We start from the raw sequence: 25,924 nt of genomic DNA, 5'->3' as shown, positions 1-25,924 counted from the left end.
CGGCGGTGCGGAGGCAGGGCCCCTTCCCGTGTCCCCTCCCGCCGGTCAGCGGCGGAACGGGCCGGTGACCTCGTAGGTGATGCCGCCGGAGGAGCTGCCGGTGGTCCCGCGCTGGCTGGAGAAGTAGAGGCGGCTGCCGTCGGGGGAGAACGCCGGGCCGGTGATCTCCGAGGAGGACTGGCCGGTGATCCGCAGGAACGGCGCGACGACGTCGTCCGGGGTGATGACGCAGATCTCCATGTTGCCGCCGTCCTCGGCGACGTACAGGTCCCCGAAGGTGGAGCCGGTGACGTTGTCGACCCCGGTCAGCGGCGCGGTTCCGGGGCTGACCAGCGAGTCGTCGTAGGCCAGCTCGTAGGTGCCGGCGGCCAGGTCGACCTGCCAGACCCGGTTGTCGCCCTTGGTGGTGAACCAGACCGTGTCGTTGGCGTAGTGGCAGCCCTCGCCGCCGTTGAACCGCTTCGCGCCGGAGACCTGGCTGCGGGTGGTGGCCGGGGAGCCGTCGGGGTCGGGAACGGTGGCCCAGGTGAAGGTGCCGGAGGTGGCGGTGCCGGCCTTGAGGACCTGGAGGGTGCCGGCCGACAGGTTGCCCCAGGTGGTGGGCAGGAACCGGTAGAAGCAGCCGTCGGTCTCGTCCTCGGTCAGGTAGATCGCCCGGCGGACCGGGTCCGCGGCGGCGGCCTCGTGCTTGAACCTGCCCAGCGCGTCACGGCGGACGGCGGCGTTCACGCCGAACGGGTCGGTCTCGTAGACGTAGCCGAGGCCGACCTCCTCGCAGGACAGCCAGGTGTTCCACGGGGTGGCGCCGCCGGCGCAGTTCTGCCGGGTGCCGGAGAGGATCCGGTACGCCCCGTTGACCGTGCCCGAGGAGTTGAAGCGGAGCGCGCTCGTACCGCCGGAGGGGTTGATCTCCGAGTTGGAGACGTAGATCCAGCCCGTCCCGTCGGCGAAACAGGCGCCGCCGTCGGGTGCGCTGTGCCAGGTGTACGAGGTACCGGGGACCACCTGGCCCGACCGGGCGACGACCCGGCTGGTGAAGCCGGCGGGGAGCTGGACGCCGTTGGCGTCGGCGGCGCCGAGCGCCCCGTACGGGCCGGGCCCGTTCTGTGCCGGGGCCGCGTAGGCGGCGCCGTGGGTCAGGGTGCCGACGAAGGCCGCGGCCGAAGCGCCGGCGACGGCGCCGCGCAGGAAGGTACGTCGTTCCATGCTGACTCCCGGGGGGAAGCGTATGGCCCGCCGTCCGGTCGGACGACGGGGACGCGCGCCCGAAGGCTAGGGAGCCGGGGTGGCCGTACCGGCAACGAACGGTGAACGGGTCGCCCGTCCCCCGGGAACAGAGCCGTTCACCGTTCACCGATCGTGTGAACACACAGCGTCACCGGTTGTGGGTGCCACCGGGAGCCGGGAACACGGCGGGGCCCGCCCCGCCGGACGGGCCGGCGGGACGGGCCCCGGTGCGCGTGACGCGGACCGCCCGGGATCAGCCCCAGGTGATCAGCCGCTTCGGGTGCTCCAGGATGCCCGCGATGTCGGCCAGCACCCTGGAGCCCAGCTCGCCGTCGACCAGCCGGTGGTCGAAGGACAGGGCCAGCGTGGTGACCTGGCGCGGGACGACCTTGCCCTTGTGCACCCACGGCAGCTCCCGGACCGCCCCGAAGGCGAGGATGGCCGCCTCCCCGGGGTTGAGGATCGGGGTGCCGCTGTCGACGCCGAAGACGCCGACGTTGGTGATCGTGACCGTGCCGCCCTGCATGTCACCGGGCGCGGTCCGGCCCTGGCGGGCGGTGTCGATCAGCTCGCCGAGCGAGACCGCCAGACCGGAGAGGGTCTTCGAGCCCGCGTCCTTGATGTTGGGGACGATCAGGCCGCGCGGGGTGGCCGCGGCGATGCCGAGGTTCACCCGGCCCTTGATGACGATCTCCTGGGCCGCCTCGTCCCACTGGGCGTTGATCCCGGGGTTGCGCCTGATCGCCGTGAGCAGCGCCTTGGCGACCAGCAGCAGCGGGCTGACCCGGACGTCCCGGCCCAGCTCGCCGCTCTCCTTGAGGCGGCGGACGAACTTCATCGTCCGGGTGACGTCGACCTGCACGAACTCGGTGACGTGCGGGGCGGTGAAGGCCGAGGCCACCATCGCCTGCGCGGTCGCCTTGCGGACGCCCTTGATCGGCACCCGGACGTCGCCCGTGCCGGGCTCCACCGCGGGCGCGGCGACGGCCGGCTCGACGGCCTCGGCCCCGACCGGGGCGGCGGCCGGCGCCGGGGCGACTGCGGCCGCGGCGTGGGCGTGCAGGTCGTCGCGGGTGATCACGCCGTCCGGGCCGGACGGGGTGACGGCCCTCAGGTCGATCCCCAGGTCCTTGGCCAGCTTGCGCACCGGCGGCTTGGCCAGCGGCCGGTCACCGGTCACCGCGACGGCCTCGGCCGGTGCCGGAACCGCGACGGGGACCGCCACGACCGGAACCGGAACCGCGGCCGCGGTCTGGACCGCGACGGGCGCCGGAGCCACGGCGGGCGCCGGAACGGCGGCCGTGGTGCGGCGCGCCCGGCGCTGGCTGCCGCCGGTCCGCGGACCGTAGCCGACCAGCACCTCGCGCCGCTCGGGCTCGGCGGCCTCCGCAGCAACGGCCGCCGGTGCCGGAGCGGCGGCCGGAGCCGCCGGAGCGGGTGCTCCCGCCGCACCGGCCACCGCGACCGAGATGATCACGGTGCCGACGTCGACCGTCGCGCCCTCCGGGAAGAACAGCTGCTCGACGACCCCGGTGAACGGGATCGGCAGCTCCACGGCGGCCTTGGCGGTCTCGACCTCGCAGACGACCTGCCCGTCGGTGACGGTGTCACCGGGCTTGACGTACCAGCTGAGGATCTCGGCCTCGGTGAGGCCCTCGCCCACGTCGGGCATCTTGAACTCGCGGAGCGAGCGAACTTCGGTGGTCATCTTCGCTCCCCGTAATCAGTACGCGAACGCGCGGTCGACGGCGTCGAGCACGCGGTCCAGGTCGGGGAGGAAGGCCTCCTCGACCCGGGACGGCGGGTACGGCGCGTAGTAGCCGCCGACCCGCAGCACCGGTGCCTCCAGGTGGTAGAAGCACCGCTCGGTGATCCGGGCGGCCAGCTCGGCGCCCATGCCCAGGAACACCGGCGCCTCGTGCACCACGACGGCCCGGCCGGTCCGCTTCACCGACTCCTCCAGGGCGGCGAAGTCCACCGGGGTCAGCGAGCGGAGGTCGACGACCTCCAGCCGGCGGCCGTCCTCCTCGGCGGCCGCGGCGGCCTCCAGGCAGACCTTGACCATCGGCCCGTAGGCGATCAGCGTGGCATCGGTCCCGGGGCGGACGATCCGCGCGTCGTGCAGGCCCAGGTCGGCCGCGTCCCCGACCTCGCCCTTGTCCCAGTAGCGGCGCTTGGGCTCCAGGAAGATCACCGGGTCGTCCGACTCGATGGCCTGGCGCAGCATCCAGTGCGCGTCGTGCGCGCTGGACGGCGAGACCACCCGCAGGCCGGCGGTGTGCGCGAAGTAGGCCTCGTGCGACTCGCTGTGGTGCTCGACCGCGCCGATGCCGCCCGCGTAGGGGATCCGGACGGTGACCGGCATCTTGACGTGCCCGAGCGCGCGGGCGTGCATCTTGGCCAGCTGGGAGACGATCTGGTCGAAGGCCGGGTAGACGAAGCCGTCGAACTGGATCTCCACGACCGGGCGGTAGCCGCGCAGCGCGAGGCCGATCGCGGTGCCGACGATGCCGGACTCGGCGAGCGGGGTGTCGATCACCCGGCCCTCGCCGAAGTCCTTCTGCAGGCCGTCGGTGATCCGGAAGACGCCGCCGAGCTTGCCGATGTCCTCGCCCATCAGGACGGTCTTCGGGTCGTTCTCCAGCGACTTGCGCAGCGCGCTGTTGAGCGCCTTGGCGATGCTGAGCTGACCGGCCATCAGAGGTTCTCCCCCGCCTCGAAGGAGGCCGCGTACTCGACGTACCCGGCCCGTTCCTCATCGACCAGCGCGTGCGGCTCCGCGTAGACGTGGTCGAAGATCAGGGTGGGGTCCGGGTCCGGCATGCCGCGCACGCCCTCGCGCACCCGCAGCCCGAGCCGCTCGCTCTCGGCCTCGACCGAGGCGAAGAACTCCTCGTCCGCGAGGCCCTCCTTCTCCAGCAGGGCGCGGAGCCGGGTGATCGGGTCCTTGGCCTTCCAGGCCTCGGTCTCCTCGGCCGGCCGGTAGCGGGTCGGGTCGTCGGAGGTGGTGTGCGCGCCCATCCGGTAGGTGAACGCCTCGACCAGCACCGGGCCGTTGCCGCTGCGCGCGTGCTCCAGCGCCCAGCGGGTCACCGCGAGGCAGGCCAGCACGTCGTTGCCGTCGACCCGGACGCCCGGGAAGCCGAAGCCGGACGCGCGGCGGTACAGCGGGATGGTGGTCTGGGTGGTGGTGGGCTCGGAGATCGCCCACTGGTTGTTCTGGCAGAAGAAGACCACCGGCGCGTTGTAGACCGAGGCGAAGGTGAAGGCCTCGTTGACGTCGCCCTGGCTGGACGCGCCGTCGCCGAAGTACGCGATCACCGCGTCGTCGGCGCCGTCCTTGGTGATGCCCATCGCGTAACCGGTGGCGTGCAGGGTCTGCGCGCCGATCACGATGGTGTACAGGTGGAAGTTCTTCTCGTTCGGGTCCCAGCCGCCGTGGTTCACGCCGCGGAACATGCCGAGCAGGTTCAGCGGGTCGACGTCGCGGCACCAGGCGACACCGTGCTCGCGGTAGGTGGGGAAGGCGTAGTCGCCGGGCCGCAGCGCGCGGCCGGAGCCGACCTGGGCCGCCTCCTGGCCGAGCAGCGAGGCCCACAGGCCCAGCTCGCCCTGGCGCTGCAGGGAGGTGGCCTCCGCGTCGAACCGGCGCACCAGCACCAGGTCACGGTAGAGGGCCCGCAGCTCCTCCGGCTCCACCGTCAGCGGGAAGTCCGGGTGCTCGACCCGCTCGCCTTCCGGGGTGAGCAGCTGGACGAGCTCCGCCTTGGCGTCCTTGCCCGTGGTGCGGCGGGTGTCCGGAACGCCGGGGGCCGCCTTCTTGCGAGCCCTCGCCGTGCTTTTGACGGTCACGTTCACTCCTCGGTCTGTCCGGCCGCCCGGGGTCGCCGGTGACCGGTCCGGTCACCGCCTCGCGGGGCGCGCGTGGGTGTGCGCTCCCATCTGCGGGGCAGGTGGTGATCCTTTTCCGACGGCGTCCCTCACGAGAACGTTACCCAGCGTCCGCCCTCGACGCGTCTGCGCTAGGACGTCCTACTTGTTCGGGCTCCACAAGAGCGCGTGTGGCGCAGCTCTCAATTCGGTCGCCTTCAGGACACCAGCGCACGTTATCCGGGCGGAGGCTCTCGCGTAAGGGGGTTACCGGCATCGGTTTCGACCGGTCTGGCCGGATCGCGACCCCGGCCCGGTGCGGGCGGGAGGTCTTTCGTAGGGTGATATGGGAGGCTTTGCGCGTGAGCGACAAGGGACAAATCAGGGTATTCCTCCTCGACGACCACGAGGTGGTCCGCAGGGGCGTGCACGAACTCCTCTCCGTCGAGGACGACATCGAGGTGGTCGGCGAGGCCGGCACCGCGGCCGAGGCACTGACCCGGATCCCGGCCGTGCACCCCGACGTCGCGGTCCTGGACGTCCGGCTGCCGGACGGCAACGGCGTCGAGGTCTGCCGGGAGATCCGCTCCCGGCTGCCGGAGATCAAGTGCCTGATGCTGACCTCGTTCTCCGACGACGAGGCGTTGTTCGACTCGATCATGGCCGGGGCCTCCGGCTACGTGCTGAAGGCGATCCGCGGAACCGACCTGATCACCGCCGTCCGGGACGTCGCGGCCGGCCGGTCGCTGCTCGACCCGGTCGCCACCAGCCGGGTGCTCGCCAGGCTGCGCGACGGCGGCGGGAAGGAGGACGAACGGCTCGCCCAGCTGACCAAGCAGGAGCGCCGCATTCTGGACTTGATCGGCGAAGGAATGACAAATCGTCAGATCGGCAATGAACTGCACCTCGCCGAAAAGACGGTGAAGAACTACGTCTCCAGTCTGCTCGCGAAGATGGGGATGGAGCGCCGGACCCAGGCGGCCGCGTTCGTCGCCCGCCACCAGGCGGACCACCAGCACGGATAGCCCGGATGCACACAACTGACGAACTGTCAAGGACCCCCGCCGAGAGGTCCTAACCTCTGGCTGTGACTTTCAGCCAGACCCTCGCCTGTGCACCAGCCCGTCCCGACCTCACCGCTCCGCCGATAGGAACCCTCAGCCCACCCGTCCCCCATGCCGCGCTCGCCGAGGTCCTGCGCCGCTACCGGGTGGGCCGCCTGCTCACCGCCGAACCCGTCGCCGAAGGCCTGCTGAACCGCGGCTACCGGGTGACCGCCGAGGCCGGCACCTACTTCCTGAAGTGCTACATCGACGCCGCGACCGCCGGCCGCGAAGCGGTCGCCGCCCACCACCGTGCGATGAGCGGGCTGGCCGCCCTGGGCCTTCCCGTCGCACCCCCGCTGCCCCTCGCCGAGCGGACCGGCACGATCGCCGCGTTCGGCGGCCGGCTGTTCGCGCTCTTCCCCTGGGTGGAGGGCCGGCACCGGCACGGCACCGAACTGCCGCTGTCGCAGTGCGCCGAGCTGGGTGCGCTGCTCGGCCGCCTGCACGGCGCCCTCGACGACGTCTGCGCCCCCGTCGCACAACCCGACGGCTACCGCAGCGCCGACCCACTGGACAGTGCCGCGCTCGCCCGTGACCTCCGCCGCCGGGCCCGCGAGCACGAGCCGCACGGCGAGCTGGACGTCCTGGTCGACCGCCGGCTGGGCGAACGGCTGGAGCTGCTCACCGAGCATGCCCACCGCCGGCCCGCGCCGCAGGCCGCCCCGCCCACCGGCTGGACCCACGGCGACTTCCACGGGCTGAACCTGCTGCACCACGGCGACCGGATCACGGCCGTCCTGGACTGGGACAAGCTCGGACCGCAGCCGCGCGCCGAGGAGGCCGTCCGCGCGGCCACCCTGGTCTTCAACGACCGCGCCACCGGGGTGCTGGACCTCGTCCGGGTCCGGCACTGGTCGCAGTCCTACCGGGCCACCGGGGCGGCCACCGCCGAACACCTGGCGGCCGCTGCCCACCGGGTCTGGTGGGAGCGGCTGAACGACTTCTGGATGCTCCAGTGGCGCTACCAGCGGGCCGACCACCGGGCCGACCCGCTCTACCCCGCCTCCGCGGGCCAGCTGGCGTGGTGGTGCGAGGAGTACGAGCAGGTCCTGGACGCCTTCGCCAACTGACCCGGCGGATCAGCCGTTCGTCACCGGCGGCGGGATGGTCGGCACCACCGGCGGCTTCGTCGTGGCGCCGCCGCCCGCCGCCGGGGTCGTGGCACCGCCGCCGGGCGGCGGGTTGGTCGCGGCCGGGGTGGTCGGCGCCGTCGTCCCGCCCGTCCCCGTGGTCGGGCTCGTGCTCGGCTGGGTGGTGGCCGACCCGGTCGCGCTCGGCGTCGGCGTCGCCGGCCGGGTGCCGGTCATGGTCGGCGTCGAGGTCGGGCTCTGCGGGTGCTTGCCCGTCGACTGGCTCGGCTGCTGGTTCTGGTTGCCGCCACCGCCGTTGTTGTTGTTGCCGGTGTCGGTCGGCTGCTGGGGCCGCCGCGAGTTCTGGCCGGTCTGGCCGGTGGTCGCGGTCGGTCCGGAGCTCGGCGGGGCGGTCTCCGGAGCCGTCGACACCACGCCGGCGGACGGCGTGCTGCCCCCGGGCTTGCCGCCCGGGTCCTCGTCGTCGTTCCCGCTGAGCGCCAGGCCGATGCCGGTGCCGGCCGCGACGATCACCGCCACGATGCCGGCCACCAGGCGCCAGGGCCCGCGCCGGCGGCCCCCGCCGTGGCCGGACCCGTCGGCGCCGTGCCCGTCGCCGGAGTCGCCCCCGTACGGCCCGCCGGCCGCCGGGTAGGGCGAGGCCGGGGTGTGCGGTCCGCCCGGCACCTGGTACGGCAGCACCGATGTCGGGTCGCCCGGGAGACCCGCCCCGAGCACCGCGGTCTCGTCCGTGCCGACCGCCGGCAGCGCTCCGCCGTGGCCCGCCCCGGCAGCGGCGCCGACGGCCCAGCCCCCGGTGCCGCCGGTCAGCTCGCGCAACGCGTGCTCGATGTGGGCGCGGAACTCGTCGGCGTCCTGGAAGCGGTCGTCCGGGTTCTTGGCGAGCGAGCGCAGCACCAGGTGGTCCAGCCCGGCCGGCACCCGCGGGTTCGCCTGCGAGGGCGGCACCGGCTGGTCCTGCACGTGCTGGTAGACCACCGACAGCGGGGTGTCCCCGGTGAAGGGCGGGCGCAGCGCCAGCAGTTCGTAGAGCATGCAGCCGGCCGCGTACAGGTCGGAGCGGTGGTCGACCGGCTTGCCCAGCGCCTGCTCGGGCGAGAGGTACTGCGGGGTACCCATGACCATGCCGGTCTGGGTCATCGTCGAGGCCGTGCCGGTGAGCGCCCGGGCGATGCCGAAGTCCATCACCTTGACCGCGCCGCTGTTCGTGATGATCACGTTCGCGGGCTTGATGTCACGGTGCACGATGCCGTGCCGGTGGCTGTAGGAGAGCGCCTCAAGCACCCCGGCGATGATGATCAGCGCCTGGTCGACCGGCGGCGCCGCCTCGTCCACCAGCAGTTCGCGGACGGTGCGGCCCTCGACCAGCTCCATCACGATGTACGGCGTCGACTCCTCGCCGACGTACTCCTCGCCGGTGTCGTACACCGAGACGATCGCGTGGTGGTTGAGCGCCGCGACGGCGTGCGCCTCCCTGGTGAAGCGCAGCCGGGCGATCTCGTCCTGCGCCAGTTCGCCGCGGAGCAGCTTCACCGCGACGGTCCGGCCGAGCCGGACGTCCTGGGCGGCGAGCACCTCGGCCATGCCGCCCCGGCCGAGCCGGTGGGTCAGCCGGTAGCGGCCGTCCCCGACGGTGCCCAGCGGGGCCGCGGTGCCCCGGCCGGGCGTCTGCGGGCCGCCGTACGGCGGGAGTGCGGTGGTGGCGGCGTCGCTGCCGGGCTCTGGCGGCCTCGGGGCACCGCCGGCCGGACCGGTCGCCCAGGCCCCGTCGTCGTCCGGCTGCTGCGTCTGTGCCATCGCTCCTCGCCCCGGGCCTTCGCTCGGATCGCGGTGCCCTGTCGCTCGTAATGCCCGAACGCTACCGCCTCCGGCCGACCCCTGTAGCACGCGCGATCCGGACGGAACGCGTCAGAGCAGGCCATTCCGGTCGGCCGGACCGTCCAGCCGGAGCACCGTCGCGACGGTGCCCGAGACCCGCGTGCTGCCGCTCGACTTCGCGTCCCGCTCGGCCCGGTTGACCACGATCGCGATGATGATGACGGCCAGCACGATCACGCCGACGATGATGCCGATGATCACCAGGGCGGTCGAGCAGCCGCCGCTGTTGGACGCCGGGGCCGGCTGGAACGGCGGCGCCGGCATCGGGTGCGGCGGCGGGGTGTGCGCCTGCTGCGCGCCCTGCTGGTGGAGGAACTGCGGCTGGGGGGTGTGCGGGGCCGGGAAGGCCGGCGGCGGGGTCTGGTACGCCTGGGGCTGCGGCGCCGGCTGGTGCAGGAACTGCGGCTGCGGCGTCTGCGGGGCCTGGAAGGCCGGCGGCGGCGGGGTCCGGTACTGCGGCTGCGCGGCCGGCTGGTGGAGGAACTGCGGCTGCGGCGTCTGCGGGGCCTGCGGCGCGGCGTGCACCGAACGCGGCCCGTCGGTGATCACCAGCGGGTTGCTGGCCGCCAGCGGGCTGCCGCCGCCCTTGGCCGCCGCTATCAGCCGCTCGGCCTCGTCGCGCATCGCCGCGGCGCTCGGGAAGCGGTGCGCCGGGTCCTTGCGCAGCGCCGTGGCGACGAACTCGTCGACCGCCGGGGTGAGCCGCTGGTTGAGGGCGGAGGGCGCCGGCGGCTCCTCCTGGACGTGCTTGTAGGCGATCGAGAACGCCGAGTCGCCGTCGAAGACCAGCTGCCCGGTGATCATCTCGAAGAGCATCACGCCGACCGAGTAGAGGTCGGAGCGGGCGTCCACCGGCTTGCCCAGCGCCTGCTCGGGCGAGAGGTACTGCGGGGTGCCGACCACCATGCCGGTCTGGGTCATCGAGGTGACCCCGGTCTCCAGCGCGCGGGCGATGCCGAAGTCCATGACCTTGACGACGCCCTTGCGGTCGAACATGACGTTGCCGGGCTTGATGTCCCGGTGCACCAGACCGCGGTCGTGCGAGGCCTCCAGCGCGTTCAGCACGCCGACGGTGACCCGCAGGGCCTCCTCGACCGGCATCGCACCGTGCTGGGCGACCGCCTCGTTGATCGCGTCGCGCAGGCCCTTGCCGTCGATCAGCTCCATCACGATGTACGGCGTGCTGGAGCCGTCGGGCGCGATGTCCTCGCCGCTGTCGTAGACGCGGACGATGTTGCCGTGCTCCAGCTTGGCCACGGCCTGGGCCTCGCGGCGGAACCGCTCCTTGAACGAGGCGTCGCGGCCCAGCTCGGCGTGCATGCTCTTCAGCGCCACCGACCGGTCCAGCACGCTGTCGTGGGCGAGGTGGACCGAGGCCATGCCGCCCTCGCCCAGCACCCGCTGCAGCACGTACCGCCCGTTGCCCAGGGAGTAGCCCTCGACCGCCGCGTTGCCGTGCTCGCTCATGGTCCTCTGCTCCCCCTCGGTGCGGCCGTACCGCCGCGACCGTGACATTCGGTCTCGTCCGTGCTGTGTTCGGGTCCGGCCCGCCGGCCCGCCCGACCCCTGTCGCGGCGCTCGCCCGGGCCGCGACAGGGGCCCAGGGTATCGGCTCGCGACGACGCCGACCGGTCCAGGGCCGACACTGTGTCCTGGTCGGAACCCGGCGGCGGCCGGCCGTGCGTCCGGCACCGGGCCGCCCCGTCGGGCCCGGTGTCGTGCGGCCCCGTCGGGACCGTGGCGGTACGGGTACTGCCTACAGGTACGGGCCGGAGCGGATGCCGCGGCCCTCGCCCGGCTCGTCGCCCTCCGGCTCGCCGCCGTGCAGACCGGGCGGCAGCGCCCGGCGCATCTGCTCCAGCTGCGCGCGGGCCGCCATCTGCTGCGCGAACAGCGCGGTCTGGATGCCGTGGAACAGGCCCTCCAGCCAGCCCACCAGCTGGGCCTGGGCGATCCGCAGCTCGGCCTCGGTCGGGATGGAGTCCTCGGTGAACGGCAGCGAGAGCCGCTCCAGCTCGGCGACCAGCTCCGGGGCCAGTCCGAGCTCCAGCTCCTTGATCGAGCTGGCGTGGATGTCCTTCAGCCGGGCCCGGCTGGCCTCGTCCAGGGGAGCCGCCCGGACCTCCTCCAGCAGCTGCTTGATCATGCTGCCGATCCGCATCACCTTGGCGGGCTGCTCGACCATCTCGGTCACCGGCAGCTCACGCGGGCCGTCGCCCTCGTCGTCGCCCGGCAGGCCCGCGGTGCCGGGGCCCACCGGCATCCCGTCGGGTCCGACGATCAGCACCTTCTGGCCGTCCTGCGACTGCCCGCCCATGGCCAGGAAATCCTGCGGCGAGCGCTCGTTCATCGGATTCGTCATGAATCACATTCTCCCTCACCGGGGTTGGTCGGGTGGAGGCCCCCGGTCACCCGGCCCGCCCGCCACGGGCACGACGCTACGCGCCCGGCGGGGCCCCGGGTATCCGTACGGATACTCAGTTCGCCGGGTTCGCGGGGCGCGCCGCGCGGCCGGGGCGGCGGGTCAGCCGCGCCGCAGCCGCAGACCGATCAGACCCAGGCCGCAGCCGATCAGACCCAGACCGGCGCCGAGCGGGAACTGGCGGGTGGAGACGTCGTCCCAGCGGGTCGGCAGCACGGCCGGGCCGACCGCGACGGCCTGCGCACCGGGGCTGCCGAGCGCCAGCGCGGCGCTGTCGGAGGCGTCCGCGGACCCGGCGGGGCTCCAGGGGGTCGCCGGACCGTCCGCGGCACCGGACGCGCCGCCCGCCCCGGCGCCGTCCGGCGGCTCGGGTGCCTGCTCCGCGGCCTGTCCGGCGGCAAGGTCCGGGCTCTGCTCCGGCGCCTGTTCTCCGACCGACCCGGTGCGCTCGGGCGCCGACCCGGGGTGGTGCCGCTGGCGGCGCAGCTCCCACTCGGTCCGGGAGACGCCGGGGCGCACCCACCCGGCCTGCTGCCGGCCGGGGCGCCCGGCCGGCAGCACCGCGGACGCGGCGGCGGAGCCGGCGGCCGTCCCGGGCCGGGCCGCCTCACCGGACGGGACGGCGGCGCCGGAGGGGGCGGCCCCCGCGGCGGACGGCGCCGCCCCGGACTCGGACTCGGGCGCCGGCTCGGGCTCCGCGGAGCCGGACGGCCCGGACGGCCCGGACGACGGCGAGGCCTGCGGGGAGAAGGAGGCCGGCACGGAGGGGGACGGCTCAGGTACCGAAGGCGCGGACGGAACGGCCGGCGTGGTCGGCGCGGCCGGGGTCACCGGCGCGGTGGGCCCCGGGGTGGCGGCCGGCACGGTGGCCGCGGTCCGGCCGCCCGGCACGGCCACGGCCACCGGTCCCGTCACCAGGGGCACGGCGAGACCGAGCACCGCCAGCACCAGCAGCCGCCGCCCGCGGCGCTCGGCACGGCGGGCCCGCAGACCGGCGCGCGGACCGGGGAACGGCTGTGGTGCTGCGGGCAGCGGCCCGAGGAACGCGGAGAAAGGTGCGGGCACGGTCGAGGTCCTTCCGCGACGGCCGACCGCGCTGGGCGGGGTCGGCGGCGGGACAGCTCCCGTCCAGCCTCACACAGTCCGGCATTCCGGGCATGTCGGATGCCCGGGACCGGCGGGGCACCGGCCCTGCCGGTCCCGCCCGGCCCCGCACCCCGCCGCACCGCCCGGGCTCAGGCCCGCAGCACCACCTTGCCGACCTGTGTCCCGGCCTCCAGGACCCGGTGCGCCTCGGCGGCCTCCGCCAGCGGCAGCACCCGGTCGACCACCGGCTTCACCACCCCGGATTCCAGCAGCGGCCAGACGTGCTCGCGCACCGCCGCCACGATCGCCGCCTTCTCGGCCAGCGGCCGGCCCCGCAGGTTGGTCGCGATCACCGCGGCGCGCTTGCGCAGCAGGGTGTTGAGGTTCAGCTCGCCGTTCACCCCGCCCTGCAGCCCGATGATCACCAGCCGCCCGTTGACGGCCAGCGCGTCCACGTTCCGCTGCAGGTACTTGGCGCCCATGATGTCCAGGATCACGTCCGCGCCCGCGCCGCCGGTGGCCTCCCGGACCACCTCGGTGAAGTCCTGCTCCCGGTAGTCGATCAGCACGTCCGCGCCCAGCTCGGCGCAGCGGGCCAGCTTCTCCGGACCGCCCGCGGTCACCGCCACCCGGGCACCGACCGCCTTGGCCAGCTGGATCGCCATCGTCCCGATGCCGCTGGCGCCGCCGTGCACCAGCAGGGTCTCGCCGGGCCGCAGGTGCGCGGTGAGGAAGACGTTGGACCACACCGTGCAGGCGACCTCGGGCAGCGCGGCGGCCTGTTCGGGGGTCAGCCCCTTCGGCACCGGGAGCAGCTGGCCGACCGGCACCGCGACCCGCTGCGCGTAGCCGCCGCCGACCAGCAGCGCGCAGACCTCGTCGCCGACCGCCCAGCCGGCCACCCCGGGGCCGAGCGCGGTGATCCGGCCCGCGCACTCCAGACCGGGGTAGGGCGAACTGCCGGGCGGCGGCGCGTAGAAGCCCTGCCGCTGGAGCAGGTCGGCGCGGTTGACCGCGGTGGCGGCCACCTCGACCAGGACCTCGCCCTCCCCGGGCACCGGATCGGGCACCTCGGCCCAGACCAGCGCCTCGGGCCCGCCGGGTTCAGGAATCGTCATCGCATGCATGGAGCCGACGCTACTGCGCCCGGGCGGCCCGGCGGGAGGCCGACCCGCGCGGTCAGCCGGCCAGTCCGGGGAGCAGCACGGCACCGGGCAGCGCGGCCGCCGTCCGGCCCGGCAGGATCAGCTTGCCCCGCCGCCGGCCGCTGCCCACCAGGACGAACGGCGCCGCCGCGACCGCCTCGTCGACCAGCAGCGGCCAGCCGGCCGGCAGCCCGACCGGGGTGATGCCGCCGTACTCCATGCCGGTCGCCCCGACCGCTGCGTCCATCGGCGCGAAGGACGCCTTGCGGGCCTCCAGGTGCTTGCGGACCGCCTTGTTGACGTCGACCCGGGTGGTCGCCAGGGCCAGGCAGGCGGCCAGGGTGGTCTCCCCGCCCCGCTTGGCGGCGACCACCACGCAGTTCGCCGAGGCCTCCAGCGGCACCCCGTAGGTCTCGCAGAAGACGGCGGTGTCGGCCTTCTCCGGGTCGGTCTCGACGTACAGGACGGACCGGGCGGCCTCCCGGTCCTCCCAGTTCTCCAGCGCCTCGGCCACCGGTGCGGCCAGCCGCCCGGTCACCTCCAGGGCGGGGGCCGCGAAGTCGAACGCACCGAACGGGAGCTGCGGTTGAACGGTCATGACACCCGACCCTACGCCCCGCCCGGCCGGCTCCCCGCCCGGCCGGGCACCGGCCGCCGCCGCGCACCGGGCCGCTACGCGCCGGCCGCCGACTTGATGACGATCACCCGGTCGGTGATCTGCAGGGTCCGGGCCTCCGGCTCGGTGTAGTTGATCACCCGGCGGCCGCGGACCACGGCCACCACCAGGTCGTCGAGCTCGCGGGGGTTGTGCCCGGCCTCGGCCCGGGTGACCGGGCGCTCGACCACGTCCAGGCCGTTGCCGTAGGTGAGCAGGTCCTCCATCACCCCGCCGGCGTGCGGGCTGAGCATCGACATGCCGAGCAGCCGCCCGGCCGAGCTGGAGCTGGTGACCACCACGTCGGCGCCGCTCTGCCGCAGCAGCGGGGCGTTCTCGTCCTCCCGCACCGCCGCGACGATGGTCGCCGCGCGGGTGAGCTGGCGGGCGGTCAGGGTGATCAGCGCCGCGGTGTCGTCCCGCTCCGGCGCCACCACCACCCTGGCCGCGGTGGGCAGCCCGGCGCGCAGCAGGGTGTCGGTCCGGGTGGCGTCCCCGACCACGCCCACCAGACCGTGCTGGGCGGCCTGGTCGACCACCTTGCGCTGCGGGTCGACCACCACGATCTCCTCCTTGCGCACCCCCTGTCCGAGCAGCGTGTCGACCGCGCTGCGGCCCTTGGTGCCGTAGCCGATCACGACGGTGTGCTCGCGCACGGTGGACCTCCAGCGGTTCAACCGCCACTGCTGACGGGTGCGTTCGGTGAGCACTTCGAGGGTGGTGCCGACCAGGATGATCAGGAACAGCACCCGCAGCGGAGTGATCACGAGGATGTTGGTGAGCCGGGCGCTGTCGCTGAACGGGGTGATGTCGCCGTACCCCGTCGTGGAGAGCGTCACCGTGGCGTAGTACGCCGAGTCCAGGAAGCTCAGGCCGCCGCCGGCGTTGTCGTTGTAGCCGTCCCGGTCCAGCCAGACCACCAGCGTGGTGGCGACCAGCACGCCCAGCGCCAGCAGCAGCCGGGAGCCGACCTGCCGGACCGCCGGGGCACTGGGCCGGGCGGGCAGCACGATCCCGGCGTCGGCCCACGGCTCGGAGCCGGGCGCGGGCGGACCGGTCAGCCGCTCGCGGACACGTCGGACACTCACGGTGCCTCCAGCAGTTCGATCTCGGTACCGGCCGCCGCGCCGCCCGGGGGCACCACGGCGAGCGCCTCGGCCCGGGCCAGTCCGCGCAGCATCGCCGGTCCGTCGTGGGGGAGTTGGACCACTCCGCGGGCGGTACGCCGGACCGGCAGCAGCCGGGTGTCGGCGGGGTGGCCGGGCAGCGCGTCGGCCGCGGTCGCCAGGACGGGGTCGACCGCGCCCCGGCCGGCCAGCGCGTGCAGGAGCGGCAGGGCGAGCGTGACCGTCGCGGCGACCGCGGCCAGCGGATTGCCGGGCAGGCCCACCAGGTGGCGCCCGCCGGGGAGTTCGGCCAGCAGCATCGGGTGGCCGGGGCGGACGGCGACCCCGTCCACCAGCAGCCGGGCGCCGGCCTCGGCGAGCGCCCGGTGCAGGAAGTCCACCGGACCGGCCGCCGTCCCGCCGGTGGTGATCACCACGTCGGCGGTCGAGTTCCGCAGGGCGTCCCGGAGCAGCCCGAAGTCGTCGCGGACGGCGCGCGGTTCGCCGGTGTCGGCCCCGGCAGCGCGCAGCCACGGCGGCAGCAGCGGGCCCAGCGCGTCCCGGACCAGGCCCGGCCGGGGCAGCCCGGAGCCGAGCAGTTCGTCCCCGAGCACGAGCAGTTCGGCCACCGGGCGGCGGCGCACGGCCAGCCGGTCGTGGCCGCAGGCGGCGGCCAGACCGAGCACCGCGGGACCGACCGGGGTGCCGGCCGGGAGCAGCTCCTCGCCCCGGCGGCACTCCTGGCCGCGCGGCCGGACGTCCTGACCGGTGGTCAGCGTGCCGGGCACGAGCTCGCGCAGCAGCGGCCCGCGCGGCGCACCGGTGCCGGCGGGCCGCCCGGCCCCCGCGGAACCGGCGGGGCCGACGGCGCCGGCGGCCATGCCGGACTCCTCGGCCTCGCCGTGCTCCCGTCGGAGCACCGCGGTGGCACCGGGCGGCAGCTGGGCGCCGGTGGCGATCTCCACGGCGGCGCCGTCGGGCAGCGGCCCCTCGGCGGGGCGCCCGGCGAGGAGCCGGCCGGTCACCCGCCAGGGACCGGGACCGGCCACCGCCCAGCCGTCCATCGCCGAGGTGGTGAAGGCGGGCAGGTCGGTGAGCGCGGTGAGCGGCTCGGCGAGGGTGCGGCCGAGCGCGTCGTTCAGCGGCAGGCGCAGCGGCGCCGACACGGGGCGACCGGCCCGGCGGGCGGTCTCCCGGGCGGTCGCCCAGGCCGTCGGACGGGCCGGGGCCGGCGGGTGGTCGAGCACGGCGAGGTCCTCCGGCGCGCTCACGGCCGCCCCGGGCCGCCGGCCCCGGCCGCCCAGCGCTCGGCGAGCGCGGCCGTCCGCCGGGACGCCTCGGCGACCGCCTCCGGGCCGCCGCCGCGCTGCGCGGCCGCGTACCCGATCAGGAAGGCGGTCAGCGGGGCCGCGGGCCGGTCCACCCCGTGGGCGACCACCCGGGCCAGGTCGAGCAGGCCGCGGACATCGACGTCGAGGTCGATCTCCAGCTCGGCCCGGACCTCGGTGATCCAGTCATCCAGCGTGCGCTCCATGCGAACATGCTGCCTGATCGGCGGTTTCCCCGGGATGTTTACCCGGTGAGCGCCGCGCGTCGTTTCGCTCACGTCCGGGTACCGGCGCCGACGGGGCCGGACCGGTTCCGCCGCCCGGCGCCGCTGCCGGGCCGGGCCCCGCAGGTCCGGCCGGGTGCCGAGGCGGGCTCAGCCGCGCCGGCCGCCGTCCCGTTCGCGGGCCTGCTCCAGCGCCTCCCAGGTGTCGCAGTCGTGGGTGACGTCGTCGGTGTCGGCCAGCCGGAGGGTGGGCAGGGCACCGGTCAGCCGGCGCAGCGGGAGGCCGGCGGGGTCGCCGGCCCCGGCCAGCGCGGCGCGCAGGGCGGCGGTGCGGTAGGCGGCGGCGAGCGGCTGGTCCCGGCCGGCGGCGTCGACCAGGACGGCCGCCGCGGTGTCCGGCCCTGCTCCGTCGAGGGCGGCGACCAGCCGGCCGACGGTGCGGCCGTCGAGGAACGGCAGGTCCGCGGCGAACAGCAGCACCAGATCGGCGGTCACCTCGGCGAGACCGGCGGCGACGGCGGCCACCGGTCCGCCGCCCGGCGGGCGCTCGCGGGTCCACCGGACCCCGGGCCGGGCGGTGGGCCTGGCCGGGCCGACCACCACGGCGGTCCGGGCCCCGGCGCAGGCGGCCAGCACCCGGTCCAGCAGGGTCGTCCCACCGACGGCCAGGCCGGGCTTGTCCGCACCGCCGAGCCTCCGGGCGGCTCCCCCGGCCGGGACGATCACGTCGTACGGCGTCATGCCGCCAGTATCCGCCGGGCGGCTCAGGCGGTGTCGCCGCCGTCCTCGTCGGGGGCCCCGGGCGCCGGCCCGTCGGCGGCGCGGGCGCCGGCGGTGTCCGCCGGGTCGGCCGCCTCCCCCGTCCCGGCCGCGGCCGTCCCGGTACCGCCGTCCTCGCCGTCCCCGCCGACCGCGCCGTCGGGCTCCGCACCGGCACGGGCCGCGGTGTTGGCGGCGGCGCTCAGCTCCAGCACCACCGGCAGGGTCAGCTCCCCGTACCGCTCGTTCACCGCCGCGACCAGCGCCTCCGGGTCGTCCGGGTGCCCGGCCAGCAGCCGGTCGAAGTCCTGCAGGTACTCCCCGGTGAACGCCAGCACCCGGGCCGCGTCGTCGCCCTGGTCCGGCGCCCGGTGCCCGGCGATCACCCGCTCCGCGCCGAGCCCGGCGATCCGGCCGAGGTTGCGGTTCCACTCGGTGCGCTGCGCGGGCGTGGTGTCGGCGGTCCAGACGTGGGTGCCGTTGTAGACGAAGTCACCCGCGACCACCGTGCGGATGCTCGGCACGTGCACCACGGTGGAACCCCCGCAGTCGCCCTGGCCGAGCAGCAGGACCGGGATCACCTGCCGGTCGATCATCAGCGGCTGGGGCAGCAGCGGGGCCGGGACGAGCGGGTGGTCCGGGATGTCGTCGCCGTACACCGGCTTCCACTGGGCGACCTTGGCCGCGGCGGTGCGCAGGATGCCGTCCACCACCGGCGGCGCGGCCAGCAGCTGCGCCTCGGGGAAGAGCCGCAGCACCTCCTCGGCGCCGAAGTAGTGGTCCGGGTGCTGGTGGGTGATCACGATGGCGAGCAGCCGGCGGCCCTTGCCCGCCACCCACTCGGCCAGCTCCCGGCCGGCGCTGCGGGTGAGCTGGGCGTCGACCAGGATCGCGGTGTGCTCACCGAGGATGAGCGTGGAGGTGGCGAAGAACGCCGACTCGGGGCCGGTGAAGACGGCGACCTCCAGCGGCCGGACCGGCGCCTCGGCGGCGGGTGCCGGGTCCGCCGGGGCCGCTCCGTCGAGCGGGACCGGCTCGGCGTTCTCCTCGGACGGGGACGACGTCACTGGCTGCTCCCTCTGGTTCGGCGGTCCCGGTCTCGGTCCGGCTCGGCGTCGGTGGTGCGCACGGGCCCGGGCGCCCGCGGGCACGGGTGCGTACGCGTGTACGGCGGCGGTCGCCCGCGCCCTACAGCATGGGAGCACCGCGCGCCCGAAACGCGGAAGGCGCGCCCGAGGGGGCGCGCCTTCCCGGTCACGTGTCCGGGTGGTGACTCTCCCGCGCGGGGGTCAGCCCCTGCGGCCGGTCAGCCTGGCGAACCGGTCGGCGACGCCCCAGGAGGTGACCCGCCAGAGCGCCTCGACCACGATGTGCCGGCTCATCTTGGACGCGCCCAGCTCCCGCTCGACGAAGGTGATCGGCACCTCGGCGACCTTGAAGCCGGCCTTGACCGTGCGCCAGGCCAGGTCGACCTGGAAGCAGTACCCGGCGGAAGCGACCTGGTCCATGCCGAGGCCGAGCAGGGTCTCCTTGCGGAACGCCCGGTAGCCGCCGGTGACGTCCCGGATCGGCACGCCGAGCATCAGCCGCGAGTAGGTCGAGCCGCCGCGGGAGAGCAGCAGCCGGGACTTCGGCCAGTTCACCACCCGGCCGCCGGGCACCCAGCGCGAGCCCAGCACCAGGTCGGCGCCGCGCAGCGCGGTGAGCAGCCGGCCGAGCTCCTCGGGCCGGTGGGAGCCGTCGGCGTCCATCTCGACGAGCACGTCGTAGCCCTCGTCGATGCCCCAGCGGAAGCCCGCCAGGTAGGCGGCGCCCAGCCCCTCCTTGCCCTTCCGGTGCATGACGTGCACCTGGGGGTCGGCGGCGGCCAGCTTGTCGGCCAGCTCACCGGTGCCGTCGGGGCTGTTGTCGTCGGCGACGAGGACGTGCACCTCGGGGACGGCGTCGCGCACCCGGCCGACGATGAGCTCGACGTTCTCCGCCTCGTTGTAGGTGGGGATGATCACCAGCACCCGGCCGAGATCGGCGAAACCCTGCTGGTTGACGGTCACGTACTAACCTCTCGGCCGGTGGCGGGACATGCCGGTCACCTTTGCCCGCACTCATCGGAAGACACTGTCCCGGCCGGCACCCCGCCGACCCGGACGACACCGTGGAAATCACACTGGGTCCTGGCATCCTACTACCGCGTCCATGACCGCCCTTCCCCCCGAGGCACTCCCGGCCGCCGTCCGCCGTTTCCCCTGCGGAGGGGCCGGTCGGCTAGGGTCGATGCCCGGCGTTTGCCCGGACGCCCGAACCGTCCGCCCCGCCCGCGGCCGCCGCACGGCGGCGAGGCCCACCAGCCACTGCAGCAAGGAGCAGGACCGCGCCCATGGACAAGCTCGTCAACACCGTCCGCCCGTACGCCTGGGGATCGGTGACCGCGCTCCCCGAGCTGCTCGGACAGGAGCCGACCGGCGAACCGCAGGCCGAGCTGTGGATGGGCGCCCACCCCGGCGACCCCTCCCGGGCCGACCGGGGCGAGGGGCCGCGTCCGCTGGACGAGCTGATCGCCGCCGACCCGCGGCGCGAGCTGGGCGCCGCCTCGGTGGCCCGGTTCGGCCCCACCCTGCCCTTCCTGCTCAAGATCCTCGCCCCGGGCATCCCGATCTCCATCCAGGCCCACCCCTCGCTCGACCAGGCCCGGGCCGGGTACGCCGCCGAGAACGCCCTGGGGATCCCGCTGGACGCCCCGCACCGGAACTACCGGGACGCCAACCACAAGCCGGAACTGATCTGCGCGCTCGGCGACTTCGACGGCCTCTGCGGCTTCCGCCGGCCGGACGGGGCGGCGGAGCTGCTGGCCGGGCTCGGGGTGCCGGCGCTGGAGCCGGTGATCGCCCTGCTGCGGACCGGCGACGAGTCCGAGGCGCTCAGCCGGGCGCTGGCCGGCGTCCTCAGCATGACCGGGCCGGCCGCGGCGGAACTGGTCCGGGACACCGCCGAGGCGGTCGACAAGGCCGCCGCCGAGGACCCGGCGGGCCCGTACGCGCCCTACACCCGGATCGCCCGGGACTTCCCCGGGGACGTCGGACTGATCGCCGGGCTGCTGCTCAACCACGTCCGGCTGCGCGCGGGAGAGGCGCTCTACCTGGGCGCCGGCGTCCCGCACGCGTACCTGCACGGCGTCTGCGTGGAGCTCCAGGCCAACTCGGACAACGTCCTGCGGGCCGGGCTCACCCCCAAGCACATCGACGTGCCGGAGCTGCTCAGGGTGGTCGAGTTCGCCGCCTGCTCGCCGGAGCCGCTGCTGCCGGTCCCGGTCGGGGACACCCCCGGCGAGGAGCTGTACCCCGTGCCGATCGACGAGTTCCGGCTCTCCCGGTTCGTCCTGGACGGCCGGGAGCGGACGGTCGGCTGCGACGCGCCGCAGATCCTGCTCTGCACCGCCGGCACCGTGCGGCTGACCTCGGCGGACGGCGCGGCGCTGGAACTGGCCTGCGGCGAGTCCGCCTTCGTCCCCGCCACCGGCACCACGACCCGGCTGGACGGCAGCGCCACCGTCTTCCGCGCGACCGTCACGCTCTGACACCCGCCGTACGGCCGTGGGCCCGTCCCCCGCTCCGGGGGGACGGGCCCACGGCCGTCGACGAGCCCTAGTCGCGGGTCATGTCGACGAAGCGCGAGTAGTGGCCCTGGAAGGCCACCGTGATGGTGGCGGTCGGACCGTTTCGGTGCTTGGCGACGATGAGGTCGGCCTCGCCCGCGCGCGGGGACTCCTTCTCGTAGGCGTCCTCGCGGTGCAGCAGGATGACCATGTCGGCGTCCTGCTCGATCGAGCCGGACTCACGCAGGTCGGAGACCATCGGGCGCTTGTCGGTGCGCTGCTCGGGACCACGGTTCAGCTGGGAGAGCGCGATCACCGGCACTTCCAGCTCCTTGGCCAGCAGCTTGAGGTTTCGCGACATGTCCGAGACCTCCTGCTGGCGGTTCTCGGCCCGGCGGGAGCCGCCGGACTGCATCAGCTGGAGGTAGTCGATGACGACCAGTTTGATGTCGTTGCGCTGCTTGAGCCGCCGGCACTTGGCGCGGATCTCCATCATCGACAGGTTCGGGGAGTCGTCGATGAACAGCGGCGCCTCGCTGACGTCGGGCATCCGGCGGGCCACCCTGGTCCAGTCGTCGTCCGTCATCGAGCCGGAGCGCATGTGGTGCAGCGCCACCCGGGCCTCGGCGGAGAGCAGGCGCATGGCGATCTCGTTGCGGCCCATTTCGAGCGAGAAGATCACGCTCGGCAGCTTGTGGTGGATCGAGCAGGCCCGGGCGAAGTCCAGTGCCAGGGTGGACTTTCCCATCGCGGGGCGGGCCGCGATGACGATCATCTGGCCGGGGTGCAGGCCGTTGGTGAGCGCGTCGAAGTCCGCGAAGCCGGTGGGGACGCCGGACATCTGGCCGTTGCGGGAGCCGATCGACTCGATCTCGTCGAGGGCGCCCTCCATGATGTCGGCGAGCGGGGCGTAGTCCTCGTTGGTGCGCTGCTCGGTGACGGCGTAGATCTCCGCCTGGGCCGCGTTGACGATCTCGTCGACGTCGCCCTCGGCCGCGTAGCCCATGCCGGCGATCCGGGTGCCCGCCTCGACCAGCCGGCGCAGCACCGCGCGCTCGTGCACGATCTCCGCGTAGTACTCGGCGTTGGCGGCGGTCGGGACGGAGTTGACCAGGGTGTGCAGGTAGCCGGGGCCGCCGACCCGCTGGAGCTCGCCGCGCTTGGTCAGCTCGCCGGCCACGGTGATCGGGTCGGCCGGCTCACCGCGCGCGTACAGGTCGAGGATCGCGCCGTGGATCAGCTCGTGCGCGGGCCGGTAGTAGTCGGCCGGCTTGAGCACCTCGACCACGTCGGCGATGGCGTCCTTGGAGAGCAGCATGCCGCCGAGGACGGACTGCTCGGCCGCGAGGTCCTGCGGGGGGACGCGCTCGAAGTCCAGGCCGCCCTCCGCGCGCTCGTCCTCGCCGCCCTGGCGGCGCTTGCCGCCGTCCCGCTGGAAGCCGCCGGAGCCGCCCGGGCCGCCCTTGCCGCCCTTCTGGAAGCCGCCGCCCTGTCCCTGGCCGTTGCCGCGGCCGCGGGAGACCGGCAGCCGGTCACCGGGACCGTCCGGGAAGGGGGCGTCGGCGAAGCCGGCCGGGAAGGGGTCGTCGGCACCCTGCCAGTCGTCCTCCGGCGGCGGCGGGGCGTCGTGGTCGTCGTACTGGGGGCCGGTCACGCGTGTTCCCCGATCAGCGAGTGGTGCGAGTTGGAGCGGGCCTTGCCGGTGGCTGGGGCGGAGCGGAACCCGACTCCGCGCCACCGCATTTCTACGCCACCGCACCGACAAATCGGACGCCGGAGCGGGTGGGAGTGTCGGACGGAGGGCCCACGCTAAGGCGCCGGGAGGCCTTCAGCCAAGACGGTTATCCACAGGGGGTGTGGACGAGTGGCCCCCGACTGTGGAGAAGTGCCGCAAACCTGTGGACGCCCCTGTGGAAACCCCTGTGGATAACCAGACCATCGATCCACCGTCAACGCGCTGACCTGCGATTCCCCCCTGTCGGGGCTGTGCATGAGAAATTCTTCACACACAGCCGGGTGGCGGTGGACACACACCCGGACGACCCGGTCGCTCACCCATGCGAGTAAGTGGTGAAATAGTCTGGCGTCCATTACCTGTGGATGAGTAGCCTGGTTCCCATGACCCTCACCACCGACCGCCGCCGTCACGACCGGGAGATCCTCGCCCTCGCCGTCCCGGCCTTCGGCGCCCTGGTCGCCGAGCCGCTCTTCCTGATGGCCGACTCCGCGATCGTGGGCCACCTCGGCACCGCCCAACTGGCCGGCGTCGGCGTCGCCTCGGCCGCGCTCACCACCGCCACCGGGGTCTTCGTCTTCCTCGCCTACGCCACCACCGCCGCGGTCGCCCGCCGGATCGGCGCCGGGGACCGCCGGGCCGCGATCCAGCAGGGCATCGACGGCATCTGGCTGGCCCTGGCGCTCTCCGCCGGGGTCGTGGCACTGACCGTGCTGCTCGCACCGCAGGTGGCCGGGGCGCTCGGCGCCTCCCCGACGGCCCTGCCGTACGCCGTCACCTATCTGCGGATCAGCGCGCTCGGCATCCCGGCGATCCTCCTGGTGATGGCCGCCACCGGGGTGCTGAGGGGCCTCCAGGACACCCGGACGCCGCTGTACGTGGCCGTCGCCGGGTTCGCCGCCAACCTCGGGCTGAACGTCGGCCTGGTGTACGGCGCCGGCCTCGGGGTGGCCGGCTCGGCCTGGGGCACGGTGATCGCGCAGACCGGCATGGCCGCCGTGTACGTGTTCGTGGTGGTGCGCGGCGCCCGCCGGGAGAGCGCCTCGCTGCGGCCGGACGCGGCCGGGATCCGGGCGAGCGCGCGGGCCGGCGGACCGCTGATGGTCCGCACCCTGAGCCTGCGCGCCATCCTGATGATCGCCACCGCGGTGGCCGCCGGGCTGGGCGACGACGAGATCGCCGCGCACCAGATCGCCATGACGGTCTTCCTGTTCATCGCCTTCGCCCTGGACGCCATCGCGATCGCCGGCCAGGCCATCATCGGCCGCTACCTGGGCGCCGAGGACGTCCCGGGTGCCCGCGCCGCCACCCGGCGGATGATCGAGTGGGGCGTCGGCGCCGGGGTGGTGCTGGGCCTGCTGGTGGTGGTCGCCCGGCCGCTCTACGTGCCGCTGTTCACCCCGGACCCGGCGGTGCAGCAGCAGTTGAACACCGTCCTGCTGCTGCTCGCGCTCTGCCAGCCGGTCTCCGGCCTGGTGTACGTCCTGGACGGCGTGCTGATGGGCGCCGGGGACGGTCCGTTCCTGGCCTGGGCGATGCTCGGCACCCTGGCGGTGTTCGCGCCCGCCGCGCTCGCGGTCCCGGCCAGCGGCACCGGGCTCGCCGGGCTCTGGTGGGCGATGAACCTCTTCATGCTGGTCCGCGGCGGCCTCCTGGCCCGGCGGGCCCGCGGCGGCAAGTGGCTGGTCACCGGCGCCGTGCGGGGCTGAGCCGGCCGGAGCCGGACCGCACCGAGCGGCACCCCGGGCGGGCCCGCGGACGGGGCCGACCGGGCCGACCCGACCCGGGAAACACCGAGGGCCGGCCTCCCCCGAGGGGGAGACCGGCCCTGCGGCCACTGCTACCGCGGTGTCGTCGCTCAGGCGCCGACGACGGCGATGTCCAGGTTGGCCTGGACGTCCGAGTGCAGCTTGACCGAGACCTTGTGGGTGCCCACGGTCTTGATCGGGGAGGCGATGGCGACGGCGCGCTTGTCGACCGCCGGGCCGCCGGCGGCCTTGATGGCCTCGACGACGTCGGCCTGGGTCACCGAGCCGAACAGACGGCCGGCGTCGCCCGAGCGGACGGCCAGCTTGACCTGGACGCCCTCCAGCTTGCCCTTGACCTCGTTGGCGGCCTCAAGCGTCTGGATCTCGTGGATCTTGCGGGCGCGACGGATGGCGTCGACGTCCTTCTGGCCGCCCTTGGTCCAGCGGATGGCGTAGCCACGCGGAACCAGGTAGTTGCGGGCGTAGCCGTCCTTGACCTCGACGACCTCGCCGGCCGAGCCCAGGCCCGGCACCTCGTGGGTGAGGATGATCTTCATTGTTCGGTCACCCTCTCTTAGCGCGCGGTGCTGGTGTAGGGCAGCAGCGCCATCTCACGGCTGTTCTTCACGGCCGTGGCGACGTCGCGCTGGTGCTGGGTGCAGTTGCCGGTGACCCGGCGGGCACGGATCTTGCCGCGGTCGGAGATGAACTTCCGCAGCAGGTTCGTGTCCTTGTAGTCAACGTAGTTGACCTTGTCCTTGCAGAAGACGCAAACCTTCTTCTTCGGCTTGCGAGCAGGCGGCTTCGCCATTGTGTGCTCCATTGGGGTTCACGGCCGGGGGGGGGGGGGGGGGCGCCCCCCCCCCCCCCGCCCGCCAACAGGGAACACTAAAAAAGGGGGGGGTCACGGAAGCCCCCCCCCCCCCCGGCCCCCCCCCACCCCCCCCCCCCCGGA

The 25,924-nt window shown here is 74.5% G+C and carries 21 protein-coding genes and 2 pseudogenes; 4 read left to right on the top strand and 19 right to left on the bottom strand.

What is annotated here, in order from left to right; translation table 11 throughout:
• Positions 1-45: 45 nt before the first annotated feature.
• The 4 genes from ACFCX4_RS12625 to pdhA all read right to left on the bottom strand — a co-directional run bounded on the left by ACFCX4_RS12625 (position 46) and on the right by pdhA (position 5,079).
• Positions 46-1,206 (bottom strand): alkaline phosphatase PhoX, encoded by a 1,161-nt coding sequence (locus tag ACFCX4_RS12625; protein ID WP_376141277.1) that lies wholly within the window; start codon positions 1,204-1,206, stop codon positions 46-48.
• 274 nt (positions 1,207-1,480) lie between these two features.
• A complete protein-coding gene (locus ACFCX4_RS12620) occupies positions 1,481-2,935 on the bottom strand; it encodes a dihydrolipoamide acetyltransferase family protein (protein WP_376141275.1) in 1,455 nt (484 codons plus the stop codon).
• Positions 2,936-2,950: 15 nt separating this feature from the next.
• Entirely contained in the window at positions 2,951-3,925 is a 975-nt protein-coding gene (locus tag ACFCX4_RS12615) for an alpha-ketoacid dehydrogenase subunit beta (RefSeq protein WP_376141273.1), read from the bottom strand.
• On the bottom strand, positions 3,925-5,079 hold the full coding sequence (gene pdhA / locus ACFCX4_RS12610; protein WP_376141271.1) for a pyruvate dehydrogenase (acetyl-transferring) E1 component subunit alpha: 1,155 nt from the start codon (positions 5,077-5,079) through the stop codon (positions 3,925-3,927). The genes ACFCX4_RS12615 and pdhA overlap by 1 nt, the downstream gene beginning before the upstream one ends.
• A 380-nt stretch (positions 5,080-5,459) precedes the next feature.
• Here pdhA and ACFCX4_RS12605 point away from each other — a divergent pair, with 380 nt between their 5' ends.
• Entirely contained in the window at positions 5,460-6,122 is a 663-nt protein-coding gene (locus ACFCX4_RS12605; RefSeq protein ID WP_376141270.1) for a response regulator, read from the top strand.
• A gap of 62 nt (positions 6,123-6,184) precedes the next feature.
• Complete coding sequence (locus tag ACFCX4_RS12600) at positions 6,185-7,273, top strand: phosphotransferase enzyme family protein (RefSeq protein WP_376141268.1); 1,089 nt, start codon at positions 6,185-6,187, stop codon at positions 7,271-7,273.
• Between the two features lie 9 nt (positions 7,274-7,282).
• Here the strand turns inward: ACFCX4_RS12600 and ACFCX4_RS12595 are convergent, their stop codons facing one another.
• From ACFCX4_RS12595 to ACFCX4_RS12540, 12 genes and pseudogenes are all read right to left on the bottom strand, one after another.
• Positions 7,283-9,091 (bottom strand): protein kinase, encoded by a 1,809-nt coding sequence (locus ACFCX4_RS12595; RefSeq protein WP_376141266.1) that lies wholly within the window; start codon positions 9,089-9,091, stop codon positions 7,283-7,285.
• A gap of 111 nt (positions 9,092-9,202) precedes the next feature.
• Complete coding sequence (locus ACFCX4_RS12590; protein ID WP_376141264.1) at positions 9,203-10,639, bottom strand: protein kinase; 1,437 nt, start codon at positions 10,637-10,639, stop codon at positions 9,203-9,205.
• 289 nt (positions 10,640-10,928) lie between these two features.
• A complete protein-coding gene (locus tag ACFCX4_RS12585) occupies positions 10,929-11,489 on the bottom strand; it encodes a bacterial proteasome activator family protein (protein WP_376141282.1) in 561 nt (186 codons plus the stop codon).
• 207 nt (positions 11,490-11,696) lie between these two features.
• Positions 11,697-12,659, bottom strand: a complete 963-nt coding sequence (locus ACFCX4_RS12580) for a hypothetical protein (protein ID WP_376141262.1) — start codon at positions 12,657-12,659, stop codon at positions 11,697-11,699.
• A 170-nt stretch (positions 12,660-12,829) separates the two neighbouring features.
• The gene (locus ACFCX4_RS12575) at positions 12,830-13,807 is read right to left on the bottom strand and encodes an NAD(P)H-quinone oxidoreductase (protein WP_376141260.1); all 978 of its coding nucleotides are present in this window, start codon (positions 13,805-13,807) and stop codon (positions 12,830-12,832) included.
• Positions 13,808-13,859: 52 nt separating this feature from the next.
• The gene (locus ACFCX4_RS12570; protein ID WP_376141258.1) at positions 13,860-14,423 is read right to left on the bottom strand and encodes a YbaK/EbsC family protein; all 564 of its coding nucleotides are present in this window, start codon (positions 14,421-14,423) and stop codon (positions 13,860-13,862) included.
• Between the two features lie 74 nt (positions 14,424-14,497).
• Positions 14,498-15,493 carry a potassium channel family protein gene (locus ACFCX4_RS12565; RefSeq protein WP_376141280.1) on the bottom strand — a complete coding sequence of 332 codons (996 nt, stop codon included), beginning with the start codon at positions 15,491-15,493 and terminating at the stop codon, positions 14,498-14,500.
• Positions 15,494-15,564: 71 nt separating this feature from the next.
• Positions 15,565-16,857, bottom strand: coding sequence for a molybdopterin molybdotransferase MoeA (locus ACFCX4_RS12560; RefSeq protein ID WP_376141256.1), 1,293 nt, complete (start codon positions 16,855-16,857; stop codon positions 15,565-15,567).
• A pseudogene (locus ACFCX4_RS12555) lies at positions 16,854-17,108 on the bottom strand (DUF6457 domain-containing protein); the annotation flags it as partial. The pseudogene ACFCX4_RS12555 and the gene ACFCX4_RS12560, both read right to left, overlap by 4 nt.
• Positions 17,109-17,309: 201 nt before the next feature.
• Positions 17,310-17,879, bottom strand: a pseudogene (locus tag ACFCX4_RS12550) (molybdenum cofactor guanylyltransferase); the annotation flags it as partial.
• A 23-nt stretch (positions 17,880-17,902) separates the two neighbouring features.
• Positions 17,903-18,964: an MBL fold metallo-hydrolase gene (locus ACFCX4_RS12545; RefSeq protein ID WP_376141254.1), complete on the bottom strand. Its 1,062-nt coding sequence runs from the start codon at positions 18,962-18,964 to the stop codon at positions 17,903-17,905.
• Positions 18,965-19,186: 222 nt separating this feature from the next.
• Positions 19,187-19,948 carry a polyprenol monophosphomannose synthase gene (locus tag ACFCX4_RS12540; protein WP_376141252.1) on the bottom strand — a complete coding sequence of 254 codons (762 nt, stop codon included), beginning with the start codon at positions 19,946-19,948 and terminating at the stop codon, positions 19,187-19,189.
• Positions 19,949-20,271: 323 nt separating this feature from the next.
• On the opposite strand from ACFCX4_RS12540, the gene manA reads away from it, so the two are divergent.
• Positions 20,272-21,468, top strand: coding sequence for a mannose-6-phosphate isomerase, class I (gene manA / locus ACFCX4_RS12535; protein WP_376141250.1), 1,197 nt, complete (start codon positions 20,272-20,274; stop codon positions 21,466-21,468).
• Between the two features lie 67 nt (positions 21,469-21,535).
• On the opposite strand, the gene dnaB is transcribed toward manA, so the two are convergent.
• Complete coding sequence (gene dnaB / locus ACFCX4_RS12530) at positions 21,536-23,014, bottom strand: replicative DNA helicase (RefSeq protein WP_376141278.1); 1,479 nt, start codon at positions 23,012-23,014, stop codon at positions 21,536-21,538.
• 590 nt (positions 23,015-23,604) lie between these two features.
• Between dnaB and ACFCX4_RS12525 the strand changes: the two genes are divergently transcribed.
• A complete protein-coding gene (locus ACFCX4_RS12525; RefSeq protein WP_376141248.1) occupies positions 23,605-24,930 on the top strand; it encodes an MATE family efflux transporter in 1,326 nt (441 codons plus the stop codon).
• 149 nt (positions 24,931-25,079) lie between these two features.
• Here ACFCX4_RS12525 and rplI read toward each other — a convergent pair whose 3' ends face one another.
• The gene (gene rplI, locus ACFCX4_RS12520; RefSeq protein WP_376141246.1) at positions 25,080-25,526 is read right to left on the bottom strand and encodes a 50S ribosomal protein L9; all 447 of its coding nucleotides are present in this window, start codon (positions 25,524-25,526) and stop codon (positions 25,080-25,082) included.
• Between the two features lie 17 nt (positions 25,527-25,543).
• The gene (rpsR, locus tag ACFCX4_RS12515) at positions 25,544-25,780 is read right to left on the bottom strand and encodes a 30S ribosomal protein S18 (protein ID WP_030304537.1); all 237 of its coding nucleotides are present in this window, start codon (positions 25,778-25,780) and stop codon (positions 25,544-25,546) included.
• Positions 25,781-25,924: the final 144 nt, after the last annotated feature.

Origin of the sequence: Kitasatospora sp. NPDC056327 (genome assembly GCF_042261735.1) — a bacterium.
GTDB lineage: Bacteria > Actinomycetota > Actinomycetes > Streptomycetales > Streptomycetaceae > Kitasatospora.
This window is presented reverse-complemented; position numbering and strand designations above follow the sequence as displayed.